The 23719-nt window shown below is 42.1% G+C and carries 15 protein-coding genes; 6 read left to right on the top strand and 9 right to left on the bottom strand.

Translation table 11 applies throughout. The features are described 5' to 3' along the window. Positions 1-32 precede the first annotated feature (32 nt). The 6 genes from BLW31_RS20900 to BLW31_RS20875 all read left to right on the top strand — a co-directional run bounded on the left by BLW31_RS20900 (position 33) and on the right by BLW31_RS20875 (position 6397). Positions 33-209 (top strand): DUF4250 domain-containing protein, encoded by a 177-nt coding sequence (locus tag BLW31_RS20900; RefSeq protein WP_010537288.1) that lies wholly within the window; start codon positions 33-35, stop codon positions 207-209. Positions 210-390: 181 nt separating this feature from the next. After that, entirely contained in the window at positions 391-927 is a 537-nt protein-coding gene (locus BLW31_RS20895) for an RNA polymerase sigma factor (protein ID WP_010537289.1), read from the top strand. 4 nt (positions 928-931) lie between these two features. Then, positions 932-1291 (top strand): hypothetical protein, encoded by a 360-nt coding sequence (locus tag BLW31_RS20890; protein WP_010537290.1) that lies wholly within the window; start codon positions 932-934, stop codon positions 1289-1291. 33 nt (positions 1292-1324) lie between these two features. Then, entirely contained in the window at positions 1325-1915 is a 591-nt protein-coding gene (locus BLW31_RS20885) for a DUF4890 domain-containing protein (RefSeq protein WP_010537291.1), read from the top strand. Between the two features lie 59 nt (positions 1916-1974). Beyond that, entirely contained in the window at positions 1975-4704 is a 2730-nt protein-coding gene (locus tag BLW31_RS20880; protein WP_010537292.1) for an outer membrane beta-barrel protein, read from the top strand. Positions 4705-4825: 121 nt separating this feature from the next. Next, positions 4826-6397: a ClC family H(+)/Cl(-) exchange transporter gene (locus tag BLW31_RS20875; protein WP_010537293.1), complete on the top strand. Its 1572-nt coding sequence runs from the start codon at positions 4826-4828 to the stop codon at positions 6395-6397. A 104-nt stretch (positions 6398-6501) separates the two neighbouring features. Here BLW31_RS20875 and nfo read toward each other — a convergent pair whose 3' ends face one another. From nfo to BLW31_RS20830, 9 genes are all read right to left on the bottom strand, one after another. Next, positions 6502-7335 (bottom strand): deoxyribonuclease IV, encoded by an 834-nt coding sequence (gene nfo, locus BLW31_RS20870; protein ID WP_010537294.1) that lies wholly within the window; start codon positions 7333-7335, stop codon positions 6502-6504. 139 nt (positions 7336-7474) lie between these two features. After that, positions 7475-10093 carry a DUF4962 domain-containing protein gene (locus tag BLW31_RS20865; RefSeq protein ID WP_010537295.1) on the bottom strand — a complete coding sequence of 873 codons (2619 nt, stop codon included), beginning with the start codon at positions 10091-10093 and terminating at the stop codon, positions 7475-7477. A 76-nt stretch (positions 10094-10169) separates the two neighbouring features. Continuing rightward, positions 10170-11141, bottom strand: a complete 972-nt coding sequence (locus tag BLW31_RS20860; protein ID WP_010537296.1) for an ROK family protein — start codon at positions 11139-11141, stop codon at positions 10170-10172. Positions 11142-11301: 160 nt separating this feature from the next. Further along, on the bottom strand, positions 11302-12930 hold the full coding sequence (locus BLW31_RS20855) for a PHP domain-containing protein (RefSeq protein WP_010537297.1): 1629 nt from the start codon (positions 12928-12930) through the stop codon (positions 11302-11304). 155 nt (positions 12931-13085) lie between these two features. Next, positions 13086-14696: a sulfatase family protein gene (locus BLW31_RS20850; protein ID WP_010537298.1), complete on the bottom strand. Its 1611-nt coding sequence runs from the start codon at positions 14694-14696 to the stop codon at positions 13086-13088. Between the two features lie 114 nt (positions 14697-14810). Continuing rightward, on the bottom strand, positions 14811-16811 hold the full coding sequence (hepC, locus tag BLW31_RS20845; RefSeq protein WP_010537299.1) for a heparin-sulfate lyase HepC: 2001 nt from the start codon (positions 16809-16811) through the stop codon (positions 14811-14813). Between the two features lie 28 nt (positions 16812-16839). Continuing rightward, entirely contained in the window at positions 16840-18126 is a 1287-nt protein-coding gene (locus BLW31_RS20840; RefSeq protein ID WP_010537300.1) for a DUF4995 domain-containing protein, read from the bottom strand. 184 nt (positions 18127-18310) lie between these two features. Further along, entirely contained in the window at positions 18311-20746 is a 2436-nt protein-coding gene (locus BLW31_RS20835; protein ID WP_022301723.1) for a glycoside hydrolase family 95 protein, read from the bottom strand. Position 20747: 1 nt separating this feature from the next. Continuing rightward, complete coding sequence (locus BLW31_RS20830; protein WP_010537302.1) at positions 20748-23675, bottom strand: chondroitinase family polysaccharide lyase; 2928 nt, start codon at positions 23673-23675, stop codon at positions 20748-20750. Positions 23676-23719 lie beyond the last annotated feature (44 nt).

Below are 23719 nucleotides of genomic sequence, written 5' to 3'. Positions count from 1 at the left end.
AACTTTGCACCCGGTTTAAAAGATTGTGAATTATGGAATTACCTAAAGATCCGATGATGCTGTTTAGTGTCATCAATATGAAGTTACGCGATTGTTATTCTTCACTGGATGAGCTTTGCGAAGATATGGGCGTAAGTAAAGAACATATTATCAGTCAGTTGAAAGCTGTTGGCTTTGAATATAGTGCAGAACATAATAAGTTCTGGTGAGTTTAAGGCAACTAACTTGTATATAAAGGATGAATAGCACCTTCATAGTCTTGAAAAAGACTATGAAGGTGTTTTTTTATTCTTCACTCTCTCCATTCTATTAATAAATGTGAAATCGCTCTTTGTACATTTAACTTCGTTCCTTTTCGACGTTCTAATAATCAAAGTTCAGAAATAATAGATGATAAACGAAGATAAAATCCGAAAAGCTTGTTCTTCCGATCGCGAACGGGGATTCAGGTTACTGGTGGACAGTTTTCAGGGACCGATATATAATTATATCCGGAGAATGGTGGTGTCTCATGAAGATGCAGAAGATGTGCTGCAGGAAGTCTTTATTCGTGTATTCCGTCATTTAGACCAATTTCGGGATGAAAGTTCGCTGAGTACATGGATTTACAGAATTGCAACTAATGAATGTCTTCGGTTATTGAATGGTCGTAAAGAAGAAGTAATATCGGCAGAAGAGGTTCAGGAAGAGCTGATGAACAAGCTAAAAGCTTCTGACTATATAGACTACGAAGATGAGTTGGCTGTGAAATTTCAGGAAGCCATATTGACTTTGCCGGAAAAGCAGCGGATCGTTTTCAACTTGCGCTATTACGATGAATTGGAATATGAAGAAATTGCACGTGTGTTGGATAGCAAGGTTGAAACCTTGAAAGTGAATTATCACTATGCGAAGGATAAAATAAAGGAATACATATTAAATAGGTAACATCATGGATAAGGATTTTGATTTTGACAATATTGGTAAGCGGACGCCTTATCGCACTCCGGAGAACTTTTTCGAGGAGGCACAGCATAAGATTCTGGAACGTACGGTTGGCGAACAACGAAGAAACCGTCGGCTAAAGAGGATTATCCCTGCTGTAATAGCTGTTGCAGCGGTCTTGGCGGGAATTTTGTTTACTCCGTCTCTCCGCTATATGAATACAGATGTTCCGGCTACTTCGAACAGACTCGCTATTGAAAATAATAATGTAGCTGCTGATCCGGTAGATAAATGGATCAAAGAATTATCAGATGAGGAGCTGGAAGAGCTCGTCAGCTTCTCTGAGAACGATATATTTTTAAACTAAAACTCAATCAATAATTATTAAACAGTGAAGATTATGAAGACTAAATTTATTTATGTGGTGCTGGCGGTTTTGTTTATGGGAAGCCAGATGACTCTTTCCGCTCAGGAAAAGGATAATAAAGAAAAGAAACAACGTCCTACACCGGAACAAATGATGCAGATGCAGACCAATCAAATGGTGAAAGCACTCATGTTGGATGATGCTACAGCTGCTAAATTTACTCCCATTTATGAGAAATATCTGAAGGAGTTACGTGATTGCCGTATGATGAATCGTGAGCCTAGAGTGAAAAAAGAAACCGCTCAAGGTACTGAAGCGAAGACTGCAAAAGGAACTCCGAGACCTGTAATGACTGATGCGGAAATAGCCAAGATGCTGAAAGGTCAGTTTGCACAAAGCCGTAAAATGCTGGATATCCGTGAGAAGTATTATAATGAGTTCAGTAAGATTCTCTCTCAGAAGCAAATTATGAAGATCTACCAGCAAGAGAAGAGCAATATGAATAAATTCAGAAAAGAATTTGACCGCAGAAAAGACCAAAGACCCGGGCAGGGTCACAAACCCGGACAGGGAGATCGTCAGAGACAAAGACAACACGCTCCTCATCAAGGTCAGAATAAGTAATAGATATTAGGTTTATTATAGTTTTATTTTACTGATTCAACACAAAAGCGCATAGACAGATGTATTCTTTTCAGTATCGTTTGATTAGTTGTTATGTCTTGTTACTGATAAGTTTGGCTGTCTATGCACAGTCCGGCAAAGAGAGCTTTGCCGGGCGGGTAGTTGATACTGAAACCTATCAGCCGGTATCGTTTGCAACGATCCGGCTTTTGTCTTTACCGGACAGCACATTATTAGTGGGTGGAGCTACAGATATAAATGGAAAGTTCCAGCTTTCTTTCATAAGAAAGACTCCAAATAAGTCTCTGCTTCTTCATGTTTCCTTCGTTGGATATAAGCCTGTTTATCAGCTTGTATTCAATTCTCAAAAGACTGTTTCTGCCCATTTGGGAGATATATCCTTAACACCGGAAAGCTATGCTCTGGATGAAACGGTGGTAGTAGGGCAAGCGCCAATGGTAATAACAGAAGGAGATACAACTGTGTTTAATGCTTCTGCTTACCGTACTCCTGAGGGGTCTATGCTCGAAGAATTAGTGAAACAACTTCCTGGCGGAGAGATTGATGCAGATGGCAAGTTGCTGATTCACGGCAAGGAAGTGAAGAAGATTCTGGTAGATGGCAAGGAGTTTTTCTCCGATGACCCGAAAGCTGCACTAAAGAATCTTCCTGTAGAAATGGTAGAGAAACTGAAAGCCTATGAACGACAATCGGATTTGGCGCGTCTGACAGGTATTGATGACGGAGAAGAAGAAATGATTCTTGATTTATCGGTAAAGAAAGGCATGAAACAAGGTTGGCTTGAGAATTTTATGGGTGGATATGGCAGTAAGGATCGCTATGAGGTGGCGAATACATTGAATCGTTTCCGCGATAATTCTCAGTTGACCGTCATCGGTAATCTCAATAATACCAATAATCAGGGATTCTCGGAAATACAGAAAGAATCTTCAAGTTCCACTGGGAATATCCGCAATCGTATGGGACTGACTACATCCCGTTCTTTGGGTGTGAATGCGACTTATGACTGGAAACGTGTCAAACTCCGTTCAAACATCCAATATGTCGGAACAGATCGTTTGGAAGACAGTCGTACCACCGTCGATAATTATATTAGAAAAGACAAATCAATTACCCGGAGTACGAATAATAGTCGCACGGAGAATAATAACCTGGTTGCTAATGCTTTCCTCGAATGGAAAATGGACTCTGTAACTACCTTGATATTTCGTCCTCAATATCGTTTTTCTGCCAATGACAGAGAGAATAAAGGCTTTCAGGAAGGGTGGGGGAATGACGTGCTGCTGAATGAGAAAGTATCATCCGGTTCAAACCACAATTCCCAGTATAATGTGACAATGATGCTACAACTTAGCCGTAAACTTAGCCAGAAAGGAAGGAATGTTGCCTTAAAAGTAGATTATGGAACGAATTCTTCTTCTAATGACAGGAAGAATCTTTCTACTACACATTACTTTAAAAATGACAGAGAAGATAGTAAGAATCAAAAGATTGAAGATGATATCGACGGATATAATTATAGGGTACAGCTTGTATATGTAGAACCGTTACTTTGGATGCATCATCTTCAGCTTCGTTACAGTTATCAGTATAAGGTGAATAATTCGGATCGTTTTGTTTATGATTGGAATGAGGATTTAGGAGAATTTACTCCCGACTATGATGAAAGTGCTAGCAATCAGTTTGAAAATCAATATAGCAATCATCTGCTCAACTTGGCTGTGCGTACTTCCCGTAAGAAGTATAATTATAATGTAGGTGTAGATTTGGAGCCTCAAAAGTCGGTCAGTCATTCTTTATTGAGTGATCCCCCGGAAGAGCCTTTGAAGAGATCAGTTCTGAATTTCTCTCCTACGGTTAACTTCCGATATAAATTCTCGAAGCGTACCCGCTTACAGATAGTATATCGGGGAAAAGGACGTCAGCCTAATGTCCGTGATTTGCAACCGGTGGAAGATCGGACGAATCCGTTGAATATCCGTATCGGTAATCCTGCTTTGAAGCCCTCATACACGAATACTTTTACGTTAAACTTCAATTCGTATCATACGAAGCGTCAGCGCAACATTGTAGCTTCCCTTTTGGTGGAGAATACAGTCAACAGTGTAACCAATCAAGTGACCTATGATGAAGAAACGGGTGGACGTGTTACGACTCCGATGAATATGAATGGTAATTGGCGGGCCTTAGGTTCTTTCTCTCTGAACACTCCTTTCAGGAATCGTAGCTGGATATTCCGCACCTATTCTTATGTACAATACCGAAATCAAAATGGATATACTACGCTGAATAGAGAGGAACCAATGAAAAGTACAGTAAAGCATTTGACGGCCCGTGAACGCTTACAGTTAACTTATCGAACCTGTCAGGTAGAGATTACAGGATTTGCCGGATTGCTTTATAATAGCTCGTATAATAATGTTGGAGAAAAGAGGACTGAGACTTATGATTACCAGATCGGAACACAGTTGCAGCTTTATCTTCCCTGGGGGGTAGAACTGTATACAGACCTGACTTACTTTATCCGGGAAGGTTATGACTATGAAGGGAATGCACGCGAGAACTTTATGTGGAATAGTCAACTTTCCAAGGCGTTTCTGAAAAAGAAGCAATTATTGATTCGTTTTAAAATATATGATATACTCCACCAGGACATTTCATTGGTACGTACCATTACTCCCTCGGCTATTCGTGATGTAGATTATAATGCCCTGGGTTCTTATTTTATGGTACATGTTATATTGCGTCTCAATCTGATGGGACATTGAAGAAGATAACAATAGATGTTATTTAAATCGTTATTCACCTGAATTTTAAAGGAAATTCAAAAACCTCAACGGGGTTTCCATTGTTGTATCCATGCATTTAAAACAATGAAACCCCTGTTGAATGTTTCGACTGATAAAAAAATTAAAAGATAAAGGGCGCTGGCGTATCTTTAAGCTTAAATTGATTGATGCGCGGCTTTACTTTGTCAGTATCTTTGTTGGATTACTGACAGGGCTTATTGCTGTACCCTACCATTATATGCTTCAGTATTTCTTTAATCTTCGGCATGATTTCTTTAATTCGCACCCTAAATGGTACTGGTATCTTCCTCTCTTCCTGTTGATGTGGGGGATTCTTATATTCGTATCATGGTTGGTGAAGAAGATGCCCTTGATAACGGGTGGAGGTATTCCGCAAACACGTGGAGTAATTAACGGCAGGGTGGCATATAAACATCCGTTCATCGAACTGGTTGCTAAATTCGTGGGTGGAATACTTGCGTTAAGCACCGGGTTGTCTTTAGGACGCGAAGGTCCTTCTGTACAGATTGGTTCGTATGTAGGATTTTTGGTCTCTAAATGGGGGAGAGTGCTTACTGGTGAACGAAAACAGTTATTGGCCGCAGGTGCCGGTGCGGGACTAGCTGCCGCGTTTGCTGCCCCATTGGCTTCTTCTTTACTCGTTATCGAATCTATTGAACGGTTTGATGCTCCAAAGACAGCCATTACTACTCTTTTGGCAGGAGTAGTGGCGGGTGGAGTTGCCAGTTGGATATTTCCGATCAGCCCTTATTTTCAGATCGATGCCATTGTACCGGGAATGACTTTCTGGTCACAGGTTAAGCTGTTTCTCTTGTTGGCAGCTGTGGTGTCTGTTTTCGGAAAGTTCTTTTCCGTCACGACTCTTCAAGTTAAACGGATTTATCCCGCCATCAAGCATCCGGAGTATGTGAAGATGCTATATCTCCTTTTTATCGCTTTCCTTATTTCTATGGCCGAAGTCAATCTGACTGGTGGAGGAGAGCAATTCTTACTTTTGCAGGCAACGAGTCCGGATACGCATATTCTTTGGATTGTAGGCATGATGTTGCTACACTTTGTATTCAGTATCTTTTCTTTTTCTTCGGGTTTGCCGGGAGGAAGTTTCATCCCTACATTGGTAACAGGAGGATTGCTGGGACAAATCGTAGCCTTGATAATGGTCCGGCAGGGAGTGATTGCTTATGAAAACATCAGCTATATCATGTTAATTTGTATGTCAGCTTTTCTTGTAGCTGTAGTTCGTACTCCACTGACGGCTATCGTACTTATTACAGAGATAACGGGACATCTGGAAGTCTTTTATCCATCTATTGTCGTGGGGGGATTGACTTACTATTTCACGGAGATGCTCCAGATAAAACCCTTCAATGTGATTTTATATGATGATATGATTAACTCCCCTGCCTTTAAAGAAGAGCCCCGCTATACTTTATCAGTAGAGGTCATGAGTGGCTCTTATCTGGATGGTAAAATAGTAGATGAACTTCGCTTGCCGGAACGTTGTGTTATTATTAACGTTCATCGTGACCGGAAAAATTGGGCTCCTAAAGGACAACGGCTGATGCCGGGCGATCAGGTGCAGATAGAGATGGATTCACAGGATATAGAGAAACTCTATGAGCCTTTAGTCAGTATGGCAAATATTTATTAGTGAAGTATCTACTGAATTTGTGTTACTAATTTATGCCAATAACCGGAATGATACACTTCCGGCTATTGGCATATTCTTTGTATAATTGGGATCGGTTATCTCTGTTATTCAACGCTTCTCAGCCATGAAATCTCTTCTGCCCACTTACTTTCATCAGGTGTTTCGAGAATAAGCGGCATATTGTCGAACCTTGAATCTTTCATTAATTTTTCAAAGAACGTACTTCCGATTAACCCTTTACCAATGTTATCATGGCGATCAACATGACTGCCTAATTCTTTTTTAGAATCATTCAGGTGCATACCACGTAAATACTTGAATCCTACTTCTTTCTCAAACTCATCGAACACTTTATCATAATCATTTACGATATCATACCCTGCCGTGTATGTATGGCAAGTATCCAGGCAGATACCGACACGGCTTTTATCTTCTACCCGGTCGATGATATATTTAAGTTGCCAGAACTCGCTTCCCAGATTACTGCCTTGTCCGGCTGTGTTTTCTATTACTGCCGTTACTCCTTTAGTCTTTTCAAGGGTGATATTGATACTTTCTGCGATAAGTGCCAGACAATCTTCTATCGCTATTTTATTGAGAGAACTGCCAGGGTGGAAATTGAGTAGTTTCAAACCTAGTTGTTCGCAGCGTTGCATCTCATCCAAAAAGGCAGCGCGGCTTTTCGCCAGTCCTTCCTCTTCGGGATGTCCCAGATTAATGAGGTAACTGTCGTGTGGTAAAATATAGTCCGCCTGAAAATTGTACTTCTCACAATTCTCTTTGAAAAGTTGGATACTTTCTTCGGTCAAAGGCTTGCTCACCCATTGACGTTGGTTTTTGGTAAATAGAGCAAACGCATTTGCTCCTATCTCATGCGCATTAATGGGGGCGAACTCCACACCGCCGGATGCGCTTACATGTGCTCCGATATACTTCATTTTTTGTTTCTTTTTTTATTTCTGTCTGCAAATATAACGTTTTTGCAGGATTCAATGTTTGATCGTTGCATATATAATAATAGCCCCCGATATGTTGGCATGCCATAAATATCGGGGGCTAATGATTGAGAACTGATAATTATATTTCGAAGTCCGGTAAATAGTCTGTTAAAACTTTATTTACTTGTTTGCCATTTACCTGATCGGTTACAATAGTTACACCTTCCTTTTTACCAGCATCATAGTTTAGAGAAACTTTCTCCGTTTTATTAGTGACGCTGATAGCTGATTTTCCTTTATCAGTCAGATTACAGGTAATTATCCAGTCACCTACTTGTACTGTGTTTCCTTTGCGGATGACTTTCATGTCCGGACGGTTATTTCCGTGCGTATCCATTACAGTAAGGAAACGGGCAATCTTGCAAGGAACAGTTGTGGAGGAGAAGTGCCAGTGGTTAGGATACTTCACCGCTTTTCCTTGGGCATTGGTTACATTCTTCCAGTTGGTCGGAGCACAGAAGAATGTATCTACAATGGCTTGCTCTGTTTTAGCAGAACTGAAAAGATGCGCGACAGATATACCTCCCGCCTTGTTCTTTCCTGTGACTTTTACTTCATTGCCAAGTTCCTGCATCTCCATAGGGAGCTCTACTGTATGTAGAAGGTAACTCCACGTGACAGCTTCTTTACCTTCCAATTCATCGTAAATCACATATACACCGGTATTCCCTAGCTGGATGATATGGCGACGGAAATAATCCAGCTTATTCTCATCCCATCCTTTTTCGGGAGTATATTGAGTACCTGATAGTTCACCACGTTTCAGCCAGATAGGAGCGGTGATTTTTCCATATGCATTGGAAGCATCTCCTGCCATATACGAAATCTTTTCTCCTTCATACCAGCGTGGAATCCATCCATATCCTTCTGTACCAATAGTTTGAGTCATTCCGTTCACAAGAATACTATTATGAGCACGGGTATTCCGGTATGAATACATACAATGATCGTCAGTGAATCCGGTACGATGTCCGCTACTATAAAAAATAGCTTTGCCACCGTAGAAGGTATTGAATGCGTTCTGATTGGCAAGTGCATGTGAAGTAGAACCGTACGGGCTGGAGCGGAATGATAACATAGCATTTTCTTCTATATTTCCCAGTGAAGTATGCATGGTTGCAATTCCTGTTTCATTAAAGACTTTCGTCATAGGCAGTTCCGCCAGGGAATGTTCCTCTTTGGGGAGAGATTTATTGGTTGTACAACGATACCAGGTCAAATCTCCTGATTTTCCAAGGAAAGACTTTTTCATGATGTCCGGTTCTTTTTGCAGGATCGTACGTGCATAAGCGGCAGCCCACGGGTTGTTGCATTCCCGTGCCAGTGCATCGGCGTAGCCTACCCGTGTTCCATTGGGTTTCATCTTAGTCTCGTGTGAATTACCATGTCCGGCAGATTTGGAGAACGGAGGCTGGTGGTAGATTACATAAAGCGCATTGTTATTATACCAGGGATCGGCAAAAAAGTTGAAACCACTGATACGTGAGTAGAAAGCAGGAACTTCGATTAACGTACGAAGATTGACGTGGAAGTAAGAATCTCCATTGTGCCATCCTCCGTCCGTGTTAAGTCCCGGCAGACGTGATACCCATTCGTTGTAGCAGTAGTCTACCCAAGTAGAAGCCATCGGCAATTCTCCATAGGTGGCGAAGGCTGCCATATTCAGAATACGGAAAGTCATTTGCCAGACGTGATTGTCGGCAATACGGTTTTCAAGATGATTTACGTATTCATGATAGAATTTCTTGCCATTATCTCGGATAGTTCTCAATAGCAGTTTCTTTTCTTCCGGAGTCAGCAAGTTATACCATGCGTCATAGGCGGAAGTGCTCATAGATAAGATGGTTGAACGGTTGAAGTCTCCGGCAAAGTATTTGCTGTTTTTCCATGAAAGGATTTCGGCAAGACGCTTGATTCCTTCTTTGTAGTAAATCTCTTCTTTGGTCAGTAAGTAAGCACGTACCATAGCTTCGATATTTGCTTCTTCACGGTCCACTATTTTTCGGCTTTCGCGAATCAGGGCAGAACGGTATTGTACAATGTTAGTCAGTTTGACTACTTGTGTCGTATCGATTTCTTCTTCCAGGTGTTTCAACGGATGGTTGAGACATTCCTGCGCCCTTTGAATATATAGCTGTGCTTCCGGATTATTTTTATTCCGTTCAATGATATGATCCCAGTCTTTCGCATCGAGCAGAATGCGTGGGTGGCTTTGAGGCAATTTAGTCAATACTTCTTGTAAGGAAGGCGGATTGAATGTTCGTGTCTGTTCGTCTACATAGAAATGATAGACAGGTGACCACTCTTCTTTTCCATCTTTATCTACATAGGCATGTTGCCAATACCATTTTCCTTTCTCAAAGAGTTTGAAAGGGTTGAAGAATGCCCAGTTTCTCTCGGCGGTGATTACGTCTGATTGGAACTCCGGGTCGCGTGAGATCCGGATACGGTAAGTAACTTCCGGTTTGTAGTCCTCTTCTTCTACACCGTCCAGTACGGCTCCGAGATGAGGAAATTTATCCGGCCACATAAAGCGTGGCGGATTGACAGCAATGTGTTGTCCGTCCAATGGAGAAGGTGTTTCACGAACTTCATGCATCAGCGTGGATTGACTTAAATGCATAACGCTTTTCTGCGCATATCCAGTGCCGGAAAGCAGTGCTGTAAATAATAGGAGTAAGTAGTATCGTTGTTTCATTAGAATCATTTTTTAGAAAGAGTTCTTTCAGGCTGACGGTCCTATTGTTGATCAGTGGGTGAGCCCTGTTTTTTCTTCATAATCTGACTAAGTTAGGAGCGGAAAGTTGAGTAAATACAAGTGATGCCGCTCCGATACTTCCTGCTTTGTTTCCTAAAGAAGCAGCCATAATTTCCGTGTTTACGGCACAGTCGGGAATGGCATAACGGAGGGCTTTCTCACTTACTTTCTGAATATAGAAATCTCCGGCTTCAGACAGTCCTCCACCGATAACGACTCTTTGCGGGCTGAAGATATTGATAAATCCGGCAATACCGTGTCCGAGAAAATCGCAATGTTCTTCCAGTGATTCGACAGCGATCTTATCTCCTTGTTTATAGAGACGGATGATCAATTCTCCGTTTATTTCTTCATTCGGATAAGATATGCCGGCTTCGGCTATCCGTTTGCTGAAACGACGGACCAGTGCAGCAGTGGAAGCATAATGTTCCAGACACCCTGCTGAACCGCAGGCGCAAGGTTCGCCATTGGCTATTAAAGGGACATGTCCCAGTTCGGTACCTCTGTTGGCATATCCGTTGAAAAGCTTGCCGTCAATTACGATTGCGCCACCGATACCGGTTCCTACAGTCAGAAAGATAACATGGGTGGCTCCGTTTCCGGCTCCGTACATTGTTTCGCCGAGTCCCATCAGATTAGCGTCATTTCCCAGTTGGGTCGGAAGTCCGCTCTCTTTTTCCATCCGGTCTGCCAGTTTCAGATTTTCCCAACCTTGAATATTCTCCGCACCTCCCAATACGATACGATTCGTACAATCGACAATTCCCGGTGTTCCTATCCCGATACCGGCTATTGTATATCCCTTTGCTTCGGCAAAGTTTTTCACTTCATTGACTGCCTTGATCAATTGCCCGATGACAGCTTCGGCTGATACGTCGGCATTCGACGGTAGCTTCCCTTGAAAGTGAAATACGCCGTTATTGTCAATAAGAGCGTATTTCACAGAAGTCCCGCCAAGATCAATTCCTATAGCGTATTCTTTTTTCATATAACCAGGTATGCTTTAAATTCGTTTATACTGTGCCATGTTTGTGCCACCCTATTGGCACGCTTGTGCCAACGCGTTGGCATAGTAGTGCCAACGGCTTGACACAACTGTGCCAACGGCTTGGCACAAACAAAGCAACTGTTTCCTTTCATATACCAACTTATACTCTTTCTGCCCAGATGGGTGAACTCCACGCCCATTGTCCGTCGCGTTGACGAACACGTACATAGTAATAGTCCGTATCACGTTGAGGCTCTTTATCTTCCATGTAATGTTCCAGCTTGAAACAACTTTCGGGCATAGCACGGTTGAAAAGAATCGCTTCACTCAGCCAGCCAATCATGAAGTGAGAGCGTGACCCCTCAAGCAACTCTCCTAATGTATGTTCAAATTTCTTGCCATTGAATTCGGCAATGACTTTTCCATCTTTGGGCATTTCCAGTTCAAGGATGACAGCTTGCATGGCGGCGGTAGTCGTATTCGGATTTTTGCTGCTGTACATATCCAGTTCCGTTTCTTTATCGCCTACAGATACAATACGGTTCACATGAGTGTGAAATTCTGTTTCCCCTTCTTGCGGAGAAGTGAAAGCTGCGCCGCGGAAGCATGGGGTTACACTCAGGATGCGTCCTTTGTCAACAGACAATTTTCCTTGCCAGTGTACGTACCTTTCTTCACGGTTCCAACCGAAGTCTACTTTTACTTTGCAGCGTACCGTGTCACCTTCGGGAGCAACCGGAGTCAATGGACCATTCATACGGGCCAGAATCTGTCCGTTCTTTACGATATCTACATAGTCGATACAACTTTCTCCGTCAACGTTCAGATAGATACGGCGGCTGTTGCCACGTACTACATCGCCCATAAAAGCATCGTTGAGACGGAAGTCTATTAATATCTTATCACCGGTTGCGGCACATACGTGACGAGTGCGAAGAGCGTCCCAAATGGCGTCACGAGTCAGTGACGGAGCCAATACACCGATACGTCCGTCACCATAACTTCCGGGATAACCGGAGTGCTGGTCCGTAGAAGCCATGATTCCGAACTTATTTCCTAATTCAAGACCGTATTGGATGGTTCCTTCCCATTGGCGAGGCCCCATATCATGTAGATACGGATAATCACCCTGGTCACTTTCTGCCAGACCATGACGGGAATACATTTCTACGAAAGGAGTCTGATCTCCTTCGGTAAAGCATTTCCAGTTGTAACCGCGATAGCCTCCCTGATAACCCATGTGGTGCGGAGTGATAAATACTTTGTGCCCTTTGGCTTTTTGTTTCCAGTCTTCGATAGAAGTACATTCTACAAGCGGTGCGTCAAGGTCGTAGTTGAGTGCAACATGGTCACCATGCTCCATACTGTGAGCTTCATAGCCGACAAAAGTAAGGAATTCGCCTTCTTTATTGTATTCATTTGTCATAGCTACGTATTTCTCATATCCCCCTTCGCGTAGGCGCTTGAAAGCACCGGTATGATAATCAATCACCCATTTCAGACGCGGATCGTCTGCACCGGGTATGTCGGGCCACATAGCGTGGGGAGTCACGCTTACAAAATCCAGTTGTCCTTTGGCTGCTTCGAAAGCATCGCGCATGTCACCGTGTCCGTATGTAATATTACAATGGTTGTGTAAGTCGCCCCAGTACATCTTCAGATTACTCGCCGATGGCATTATCTTTTTAGCTTCTTTGCTTCCTGCTGCGCAAGAACCAAGCAGGTTGCCTGAAGCTGCCAGTCCTAGAAAAGACCAACCAGTGCTTTTTATAAAATTTCTTCTGTCCATGATATAATTATTTTGGGTTAATTCTTTTTCTATTCAAATGAAACTTTCGTATTATACTTTTTTAGGCACAAATGATATAGGTTTTACGGATTCTCGAACACGATAAAGCGAAGCAAAACCGTGAAATCCGTGACATTCGTGCCTATATTTATTATTTAACGATTCTTCATTAGTCTTCTGTCTCCATTGAAAAGTTCTGTTTCCTTTTCGTCCGGATCAGTATCTTTATATTGTTTCTGAGTATCTTCGAGTAGTCGCATCAACTCTTTCTGTTTCTCAGCATACTCCGGCTTCCCGAAAACATTGTTCATCTCTCTCGGATCAGCTTTCATATCATACATTTCCCATTCATCGATATCGTTATAGAAATGAATCAGTTTGAAGTCCTGTGTACGGATTCCGTAGTGACGTTTTACAGAGTGCTCTGCCGGATACTCATAATAATGGTAGTAAGCAGCTTTGCGCCAGTCTGCCGGAGTCTTACCTTCATTTTCCAGAATTGGTTTCAGAGAAGAGCCTTGGATATCCGATGGAATTTCTATTCCGGCAAAGTCGAGGAAAGTGGGAGCAAAGTCCACATTCATACTGATAGCATTGCTGGTGCTTCCGGCTTTGATTGCTTTTGGAAAGCGAATGATAAGCGGCATGCGCTGACATTCTTCATACATGAAACGTTTGTCAAACCAACCGTGCTCGCCAAGGAAGAAGCCTTGGTCGGAAGTATAGATGATGATGGTATTATCCAGTTCTCCTGTTTTTTCCAGATAGTTCAGCAGGCGGCCTATGTTTTCGTCTACAGCAAGAACGGTAGCCAGATAGTCGCGCATGTATTGCTGATATTTCCAACTGATCAGTGCTTTGCCTTTCAGGTCACCTTTGCGATATTCGGCTATGCGTTGTGCATAAGCAGAGTCCCATTTGTCCTGTACTTCTATCGGCATACGTTTGTAAACGCTATATAGTCGGTTGGTTGTATCTTTCAGCATTTCTTCGCGGGTCAACAGTTTCAGGTCCCAGTCATTTGTCAGAGTATGTTCAATGGACATATCCTGCTCGCGGGCTGCCCTTCCACGTCCTTCGTAATCGTCAAACAGATTGGCCGGTTCGGGGAAAGTAGTGTTGTTGAATATACCCAGATGACGGGGAGCAGGCATCCAGTTGCGGTGTGGCGCTTTCTGGTGATACATCATGCAGAAAGGCTTGTTCCTGTCACGACCTTCAAGAAACTCAATCGCTTTGTCCGTGATGATATCCGTAGCATATCCTTTTTCTACTATGTGTTTTCCATTTTCCCAGAAGTCAGGATCATAGTAGTCACCTTGTTCATGCTGACCGCTCAGGATACTCCAATGGTCAAATCCTTGAGGTTCGCTGATGAGATGCCATTTACCAATCATTGCAGTCTGGTAGCCGGATTGTTGAAGCAGTTTCGGGAATGTCTGCTGATCGCCATTGAATGTGCTTGCATTATCGGTAAAACCATTTTCGTGACTGAATTTACCGGTGAGGATACAAGCGCGTGAAGGGCCGGAAAGAGCATTCACTGCATAGCAGTTGTCAAAACGGATACCCTCATTGGCAATACGGTCCATGTTGGGAGTTTGAATCAGATTTCCTCCATAGCACGACATTGCTTGGGTGGTATGGTCGTCCGTCATCATAAAAATGATATTCGGGCGTTTAGTTTCTTCTTTCTTTTGGCCGGCACAGGAAGCAAGGCTCAGTGCTGCCAGTGGAAGAAGTAAAGTGGAGGTATTGTTTTTCATAATAGAAATACTATCAGATTACAGTGATAACCAGCGAGACACTGGAGCCTGATTTCCGTATGGATATATATGCCTGCTACGGAAAAAGGCTTCGGAGGCTCGCTGGTCGCTATATTATAAATTATACTTTAATGACTGTTTCTTTCCGTTTACTTTCACTTCTACTTCCAATCCGTTTTCATTGAATGTTTTGTTCTTGAATTTAGCGGCAAATTTAGGGGCATCTGCGCTTTTCTTGACTGGATAGATAATGGTGATATAACGTATTGCGTCATCATTCTCTTTTTTCACATTGAATGAAACGTTCATACGTTTGTAACGTTTGCGGTATGCAGTGGAACACCATCCCGGTTCTTTTTTCAAAGTCATGCCGGTAGGGCCGAAGCATTGCAGTTTCATGTTGCTTCCATCTTCAAATTGGGTAAGGAAGGTCATGTCTTCGCGACTGTTGGCTATTTCTCCCTTAGGCATCTGATAGTGTAGGTTGACAGAACCTTTGGCGCTACCGGCCACCTCGTCTACGATAACAAAATAAGTATTGTCAACGAAGAATACAGAACGGCGGTGTTTTAGGTTTTTATAGCCGGGATTTTCTGTAACCAATGTTTGGATATTGCCTTCCGGCTGCCACAATTTAGTCACGGATTCTGTCGTTTCCAGATTCTTGTTATTTAATGTCACAGTATTGTGTACGGCAGTTTGACGATGCCAGTTGCGTTGTTCCATCACTTCACCTTCGCCTGCATACACATATGAACCTGAATCAGGGAAAAGGTTTTTACCGTTGAACCACAGTTCGAATGTACCATTATCCGGCTGGCAGTGCCAGAAGGCTTTAGGACCGGCTTTCACTACCATTTGTGTAGCGTCCGTTCCCCAAGAATTGCGGAAAACGAAGAAACCTGATTTCAAGAAACCTTTCGACATATAATCAGGCAATGCGCCTTCTTTACCTTCTGTTGCAAAATACTTGATAGCCTGGTTTTCAGGGAACAGTTTACTCCATGAACGGTAGTTACCCAACATCTCTTTTTTATTGGTCAGTTTGGCATCGCTGAAACATGGGTTGGTATAATCGGGGAAAGAGATGTTGGCATAGAACATGATCATCTTTTCGATTGTATCCAGATAGTCTTGCGGGAATTCATTACGGAATCCATTAACATCCGCAATACCCAGAGCTTTGCAGAAAATATTGATTGCTGCCAGATGGTAGTGTGGGTCGAGTTCGAACTGTCCGCCGTCATTATATACCTGAACGTTAACCTCACGATTCAGAATATCGATACCACTTTTTCTCCATGCAGGGGCATCTTTAAACTCAGGGAAGAATGCACCTGCATAGATCATACGCTGAGCTTCAAATAACAGGTGGTTGCCCTGATCCGAGTAGTTACCCAGAATGTGTACGGCATGTTTGTGATAGTTCACAAGGAATTCGGTTAAGAAGTCCGGCGTGAAAGAAGGAGAGGGGAGGAACAGCTGGAATTGTGAAGTCTGGTCTTGCAGACGATTGCTGACTTCCAGTGGACGCCATGCAAAACGTACATTTTCCAGTTCACCTTTGATTTTTCCGTCGCTTATCAGTTCATATTCTTTCTTATCCATTTTAACTAACGGATTTTTCTTGATCCAGTCGATGTATTGGTGCGCCCATTCTTTGGCATATTTTTCATCACCGGATACGCGATATGCTTTACCCATCGGAGTAAACCATTTGTGACGGTGGAGTTGCCAACGAAGTTCGTTATCTTTCACCGGCCAGTATTGCCAGTTGATATCTTCTCCGTAGTTATACGAAGGCTGATAGCCTTTGTGTACAAAGAATGTGTGCTGCAATCCGTCATCCGCCCATTTTTGTTCTTCCTTGCCAATGGTGATATTTTTCAGATTGATGTCCGGAGTCTTCACATTCGTGCGGGCACGATAATAGTCGAGCAATGCTTTGGCGGCATCTTCATCTTTACCTTCCTGGTGCAATGCCTTTACTTTCTCCAATCCCGGATAATCCAGATTGAGAAGCGAGAATACTTCGCTTTTCAATTCTTGTGCATACCCCTTGCCTACAAAACATGCAAATGCCAGCAGGACAATATATTTGATAGTTTTATTCATGATATAATCAGAATGATGGTTTTATTGATTAGATGTTTTGGTAATTGATACCTTTCAGGTCCATGAATCTCTTCAATGCTTCCAGATAGTAATAGTCAGCATAGTTCAATGGAGTATCTATTTCAGAGCCGTTAGGCAATGAACCTACAGAGTGCAACAGAATGAATCCTTGATTTTCACCTGCTTTGGCAAGATATGCATCGCTGGATAAACTCTTTAGTATCTTTTCTGCGTAATCCAGGTATTTCTTTCCATCGGGAACCATTGTACTCAGTTCAATGAATCCGGCAGCGGTTACAGCAGCAGCTGAAGCATCACGGGGAGTCTCTTCGGTAACTGGAGCGTCATAATCCCAGTAAGGAATGGCATCGTCTGTTTTTACACGTTCCATAATCATGTCAGCAATGTTCACTGCAAAGTTTAAGAAAGTGGTATCATTTGTTTCACGGTAGCAGGAAGTATATCCGTATACAGCCCAAGCCTGTCCGCGCGACCAGGAAGAATCGTCATTTTTTCCTTGGTGAGTTTGTTTACGCTCTACCGTACCGTCATTGTTGTAGCTGACTACGTGCCAACAAGTATAATCAGGACGGAAATGATTGTTCATCGTAGTGACAGCGTGTTTGATGGCAATATCTTTGTATTTGTTGTCACCGGTCCATTTGCTTACAGTAAACAGAAGGTCAAGGTTCATCATATTGTCGATGATTACCGGGAAGTTCCAGCTTCCGAAATCCCAAGAGCGGATAGCACCGATAGAATCATTGAAGCGTCCGCAAAGATTGTCTGCTGTTTCTTTCATGACAGCTTTAATAGTATCATTCGGAGCCAGACGTTCGGCATTGCCGTAGCTGCAGTTGATCATGAAACCCAGGTCATGTGTGCCTTTATAGTAGCGTACCGGATTCAGAAGATTAGTATATTGAATGGCATCTGCTTTCAGTGTATCGTTTCCTGTCAGCTCGTAGGCATACCACAGTGAACCCGGAAAGAAACCGCTTGTCCAGTCGTATACTACACATAAACGACGTTTGCCCATTTGTTCGGGAGTGGGTTGCGGGCGGAGTGAGTCTTGAAAGGTAGATGGATCTCTTTCTAATTGACGGCATAGAAAATCCATATCATATCCTGTACGGATAGAGCGTGGAAGCTGACCTGTTCCGTCGATTTCTTCTGCTGTAAGGTGTAATTGGGCAGAAGCTACATCCAACCCTTTTTTAATCCAACTGTAGTCTTCCTTTGGAGTTGTTTGGCACGACGCAAGTGCGATGGCAACTGAAGCAAAGAGAACAAGTTTCTTTTTCATGTTATTCATTTTAAGTGATTGTTTTTAGAAGTTTTGTAACTGATGCAAAAGTAGGTGATCTATTTAATTTTAAATGATACGAATGTTGAAAAGGACATTGAAACAGATTTACGACTATTAGTTTTGTTGAAAAAACTATTAAATTTGTCAAGTATACCCTTTTCAAGGGGGTTATGGCCCTGTTCTCGATTATTTAAAATGAGATCTTTTTTCTTTCTCCTGCATTGAAATGAGTCTTTTTTATACTGTTATTATAAACAATTTCGACGGTCTGTTCATATGGACTGGTGATGTTTGCAACTGTTATTTTTCCTTCTTTCCATTCCATATCTACAGTAAATCCACCTCTTGCTTTGAGTCCTTTGATATTTCCTTCTTTCCAGGTTGGAGGTAAGGCCGGAAGCAGATGGATATTTCCTTTATGACTTTGCAATAACATTTCCGCAATACCGGCAGTTGCCCCGAAATTCCCGTCAATTTGAAAAGGAAGCGCATTCAATAAATTGCGGTATAGTCCACCCCGATTTTCAGCTTTCATATGAGGGTCAATGTAATTGATAAGATTACTCAATGCTTCATAAGCATTCGAAGAATCGTATAGACGTGACCAAAGAGAGATTTTCCATGCCATACTCCATCCTGTAGTTTTATTTCCACGGTCATCCAGAGATTTTCGTGCTGCTTTAAATACTTCCGGAGTACTATCTGTAATATCACATCCCGGATACAATCCAAAGAGATGGGATACGTGGCGGTGTTGTGGCTCACTTTCTTTGTATTCTTTATCCCACTCCAGTAGTTGTCCCTTACTGCCGATCTGGTATTTTTTCAGTTTATTCCTTTTCTTGATTAGCTCAGAACGGAAATCCATATCGGTCTGAAGTATTTCTGCCGCTTGAATGGTATTTGAAAATAAAGAGCGGATAATGGCTATATCCATTGTACTTCCTTCACAAACGGATGCCGGAGTATGGTCGCCCATGAGATAAGCATTCTCGGGAGAAGTGCTGACAGGGGTTACCAGTTCACCTTTGCTGTTCTTGACTAACCATTCGGAACAGAAAGTGGCCGCGCCTTTAAGTATCGGATAGTATTTCTTCAGGAAATTGGCGTCTTTAGTAAATAAATAGTGTTCCCACAGATGATTACATAACCATGGACCGGACATATTCCAGAAAAACCAGTATACAAATCCATCTGACGGATATGCTTCTCTCCAAATAGATATATTATGATGAATAGCCCAGCCGTTCAGACCGTACATATCACGCGCAAGATCTTTTCCCTTATCTGCTATCTCTTCAATAAGTTTGAATAAAGGTTGGTGGCATTCTGATAGATTAGTGACCTCTGCCGGCCAATAATTCATTTCCAGGTTGATATTTAAAGTGTAGCCTGAGTTCCATGGAGGCAATATCTGGTCATTCCATAGACCTTGCAGATTTAAGGGCTGACCTTCACCCCGGGAGCCGGCTATCATTAAATAGCGTCCAAACTGGAATAATTGTGCGATCAGTGCCTGGTCTTCTTCATCTTTGAATCTTTTTAATCGTTCGTCTGTAGGTAATTCTTTTTGCTGTTTATTCGCAGGAAGATCGAAAGATACTCGGTTGAATAAAGCCTGATAGTCGGTGGTGTGTTGCCTCTTTAATTCTTTGTAGGTTTCTCCCTCACTGATTCTCCGATAGTTCATGATCGCCTGATGCGGATTTTTTCCTTCTTTGCTCGGACTTTTACGTGGTCCGTTATAACTGGTGGCTGCATACAACATGAGAGTCACTTCGCTGCAATTCCGGGCAGTGATCTGATTGTCTGAAATGGACAATTGTCCGCCTTTATGGGTTGGAAGTAGACATGCTTCAAAAAAAGTGCCTTTTCCATCCATTTCGTTTCCATAAATCACCTGTTTTTTCTGTATGATGTGTCCTGAAGCATCAAAGTATTCCGGATGCAAACGTTGAGTGTTAAAGCGTTTCATGTGGTCTGTGTCTCTCCGCTGGGCATGTGCAGGTGCCTGTCCCTTCAGATAAACTACTTGCGAATCGGACTCCTTGGTTACAGGATGTGGTGAAGCCAGATAGGCGGTGAAATTTAAAACAGGTTTGGAAGACTTCAAATGTATGACAATAGCTTGTGCCGGATAGGATGCAAAAACTTCTCTGCTTATGTCTACGCCGTTTTGTTTATAAGAAGTTGTAACCACTGCATTTTCCATATCCAGCGAGTGCATATAATCTGTAACAGCTTCTTTGGAATCAAAGTCGATATACAAATCTCCAAAAGGTTGGTAAGCTTCATTCAGCCTGCCAATCCATTTTTCTTGCATGATGGTGCCTGCTTCTGCATTTTTCCCTTCACCGAGCAACTGGCGTATATGAGCAAGATCAGGTACTATATTTATGTTTTTGGGCGTTTCCGGTTCTCCGCTATAAAGAGTATTCTCATTGAATTGTATTCTCTCTTTTTGAGTATCTCCAAAAATCATAGCTCCCAGACGTCCGTTTCCTACAGGCAATGCCTCTTCCCATGCTTTTGCAGGAGACTTATACCAGAGTGTCAGATGGTTTTGAGCATTGGTACCTGCTATGCCAAGGGAAACAATAAACAATGTTATTAATCTATTCTTCATATTAATTATCAGCTTGTTGTAATAAAAGCGTATAGTTTTCCCCACGGATAGTAGAAATGGTAATATAGGTTTTATCCTTTTCCCTGTCGAGGGATACTTCCACTGGTTTTTGAGGACTTTTCACATTGTATAGTCCATTGATTGTCAGCCGGGTATCATAAGGCTTCTCTTGTTGTATCACGTCCTCTTCCGTCAGTAGCCCCATATGTGCATGAGATATTCTTCTCATATCCGGTTCACAGACAGAGAGTTTAAATGAATTGTCTTTCTGCTTTTCCAGTATATAAGAAAGCGGAATATTCACTTGAGAAACCAGTTGCCCATCATACGTCTTTTGTGCATTGAAGAGAGCGCCGCATGTGATTTCTTTCGTTTTATGAGTAACGATATGCGCATCATTATCTTGAGCTATCACTTCTATCGGACTCTCATTGGACAATAACTGACGGGCTAATACTTTGTTTTTATTTTTGAGTATATAATAATGATATTTAGCTGCTTCCGGTGCATTCCCGTGTTCTATATAAGCTCGTGTATGTGATCCCTCACAAGATGTTCGGACAGCTCCTCTTTTAACTGCATACATGAGTGAAGGGTCTGTCAGGATATATCCTTCCGGTATTCTTTCTTCACCGGTATTTCTGCTGAATGACTGAAACAATGTAGTCACGGTCGGATATCTTTTATCTTTGGTTTGGATATCCGAGCCCAGGCAAAACAGAAAATCTTCGAATACAAATACAGATTTGTTGGCACGGAATGATTGATCATATGTGATGTCGTGCATTCTGAAAGAAAACATGGCGTTTTTATCAGAAGCATATACCCCTGTTAAGAATGTTTCATCAGAGAAATTGCGATGTCCGGAACTGGAGCCACCTTTGTCTTGTAATATTTTATCAGGTAATACTTTAGTAGTAGCTCCCGGAATATAATTCCAGTCAAAGTCAGGCTCTTGCGGGTTAAAGGATTTGTGTCTGTTTTTTAAGTCAAAATATTCTATTTGACCATATGCCAGATAACGTCCTTTGGTATTTTCTGTAGCTGAAGATTCAAAGTCCCATATATAGCGGCTGAATCCCTTGATATTAAAATGGAAAAGACTGTCTTTGGCAACCAATAATCCGGAATAAGGCATAAAGAGTGTACCGGTGACAGGTTTTTCTTTGGTAATGGAAGTTGATGCCAATTGAGCCATTAACTCAATTTCTCCTACGGTGCTGGTATATGCCAGATTGGAGTTCACATTGCTGATGTATTCTGTAATGGCCTGTTTATTATCACTGGATTCCAGTATTCGTTTAAAAGCGGCGGTCAATTCTTTATCCGGTTCTTTAAATGACAGAGCGGTATAGGCAAATGCTGGTAACAAAGTCTCTAGAATCTGTTGTCCTTTCGGAAAGCGTCCGACTGTTCCGGCAGGTACATCCAGACCGGCACAAAAGAAACGGAAAGTCAATAATCCTTGTTTCAGATTATGCAAGGTCGTTTCAGACAGTGCATAAGGAGTATCGTGTAACAAATAGGCGATTAATGCACCTGCGTAAAGTGCATGAGGGTAATAGGCGCTATTATAAGGCCCTCTGTGGTGATAGCCGGAGAAATCGGCTTTGAACGTTCCGAAGAATCCCGGTGCAATACCTAATGCGTTATCCATATAATGCTTGAATGCGGTCAGGGCAACTTCTCTTTCTTGTATTTTGTTTTGTGATAGAGTATATATTAGTTTGGGAATAGCCAGCGCGCGTAGGTTGTCTGCTACTTCGCCCGGGTGCGAAGGAAGTTGATAGCATATTCCGAACATGGTAAACCAGTTTAGTGACTGAAGTTCACGCTCTAATTGTTCAGGAGATAATTGATCTTTCAGCAGGAAGAATGAATGAAAATAGCCCGAACTTCTCAGCTTTTCAAAACATAAGGTTCCCATGCTGCTACCGTCTGCCCAACCTTGGTCGTTGAACCAGTCATAAATATAAAGTGCTTTTTTAAGACTTTGGGCATTTTTATTTTTACGGTAATCCAGTGCTAACGGGAGCAAGATGTTTTCGTTGATTGTTCTGAATTTCTTGGCTTCTATTCCATCTATGGTACTGGGTGCACCCATTGGAAATAATGGCTCTCCCTTAGGAGTACGATCTTCATTATATTGTATTTTAATTTTTTGAGCAGCTTTCAGACCATTTTGAATAAATACCTTTTCATTTTCTTTTCTCATTTTCACCCACTTTTCGGATGATTGCTGTTCGCTGCCAAGATACCATGCTGTTAGTCTGTTTGTAATTACCGTAATCTGATCATCTTTATCTGTGATTACTTTTTCTACTTTTGGAATAGCATTTCTATAGCCTGTAAAATCGGGAATTAAGCTGTAGTCAGTACGGTTCACTTTATATTGTGCATCTGACATATTCTGCCAGGAAACTTTAGGCGTAAATTCTAAAAGGTCGATGTAAGTGACTCCTTTTTGGGTATGTTGCGGAAATTGTATTTCGACAGACTGAATACTACTTTTAGATGGCATATTCATGTCTCCTTGAAATTTAGCCCAAATGCATCGCCAACCTTTAAAATTGAGTAGAAAGGGGAGTTGGCATACTTCTTTTTCAGCCTCATTTCTGAAAGAAAAGACTATCTTTTCTTTGATGGGGGATTCATTATAAATCCATACATTCATACCTCCATTTTTACTTTTGCATGCTTCGGAAATACCGGCAGGTGAGGGGATGGTAAGGATATCTCCTTGTTTCCAATTGATTTGGAGTGACTGAGTACCTGACTTATATTTTTCGGAGGAGATGCTGAGCGTCCCTTTATCCGCTTTCCAATCTTCGGGTACTATTCCATTCTCAAATGAATAGATTTGAGAGAATGCTGATTGGCTGATAGCTAAAGATATCAGAAGAATGGCTGTGCTAATATTCTTTTTCATGGTATATAGAAATCTGTGGACTGAATGATTAAATAAAAGCGTTA

This window comes from Bacteroides faecis MAJ27 (assembly GCF_900106755.1).
Classification (GTDB): Bacteria; Bacteroidota; Bacteroidia; order Bacteroidales; family Bacteroidaceae; genus Bacteroides; species Bacteroides faecis.
This window is presented reverse-complemented; position numbering and strand designations above follow the sequence as displayed.

Excerpts from the sequence above, each read along its gene's own strand:
- BLW31_RS20900 (WP_010537288.1), top strand. The coding sequence starts at position 33 with ATGGAATTACCTAAAGATCCGATGATGCTGTTTAGTGTCATCAATATG.
- BLW31_RS20895 (WP_010537289.1), top strand. The coding sequence starts at position 391 with ATGATAAACGAAGATAAAATCCGAAAAGCTTGTTCTTCCGATCGCGAA.
- BLW31_RS20890 (WP_010537290.1), top strand. The coding sequence starts at position 932 with ATGGATAAGGATTTTGATTTTGACAATATTGGTAAGCGGACGCCTTAT.
- BLW31_RS20885 (WP_010537291.1), top strand. The coding sequence starts at position 1,325 with ATGAAGACTAAATTTATTTATGTGGTGCTGGCGGTTTTGTTTATGGGA.
- BLW31_RS20880 (WP_010537292.1), top strand. The coding sequence starts at position 1,975 with ATGTATTCTTTTCAGTATCGTTTGATTAGTTGTTATGTCTTGTTACTG.
- BLW31_RS20875 (WP_010537293.1), top strand. The coding sequence starts at position 4,826 with ATGTTTCGACTGATAAAAAAATTAAAAGATAAAGGGCGCTGGCGTATC.
- nfo (WP_010537294.1), bottom strand. The coding sequence starts at position 7,335 with ATGAAGTATATCGGAGCACATGTAAGCGCATCCGGCGGTGTGGAGTTC.
- BLW31_RS20865 (WP_010537295.1), bottom strand. The coding sequence starts at position 10,093 with ATGAAACAACGATACTACTTACTCCTATTATTTACAGCACTGCTTTCC.
- BLW31_RS20860 (WP_010537296.1), bottom strand. The coding sequence starts at position 11,141 with ATGAAAAAAGAATACGCTATAGGAATTGATCTTGGCGGGACTTCTGTG.
- BLW31_RS20855 (WP_010537297.1), bottom strand. The coding sequence starts at position 12,930 with ATGGACAGAAGAAATTTTATAAAAAGCACTGGTTGGTCTTTTCTAGGA.
- BLW31_RS20850 (WP_010537298.1), bottom strand. The coding sequence starts at position 14,696 with ATGAAAAACAATACCTCCACTTTACTTCTTCCACTGGCAGCACTGAGC.
- hepC (WP_010537299.1), bottom strand. The coding sequence starts at position 16,811 with ATGAATAAAACTATCAAATATATTGTCCTGCTGGCATTTGCATGTTTT.
- BLW31_RS20840 (WP_010537300.1), bottom strand. The coding sequence starts at position 18,126 with ATGAATAACATGAAAAAGAAACTTGTTCTCTTTGCTTCAGTTGCCATC.
- BLW31_RS20835 (WP_022301723.1), bottom strand. The coding sequence starts at position 20,746 with ATGAAGAATAGATTAATAACATTGTTTATTGTTTCCCTTGGCATAGCA.
- BLW31_RS20830 (WP_010537302.1), bottom strand. The coding sequence starts at position 23,675 with ATGAAAAAGAATATTAGCACAGCCATTCTTCTGATATCTTTAGCTATC.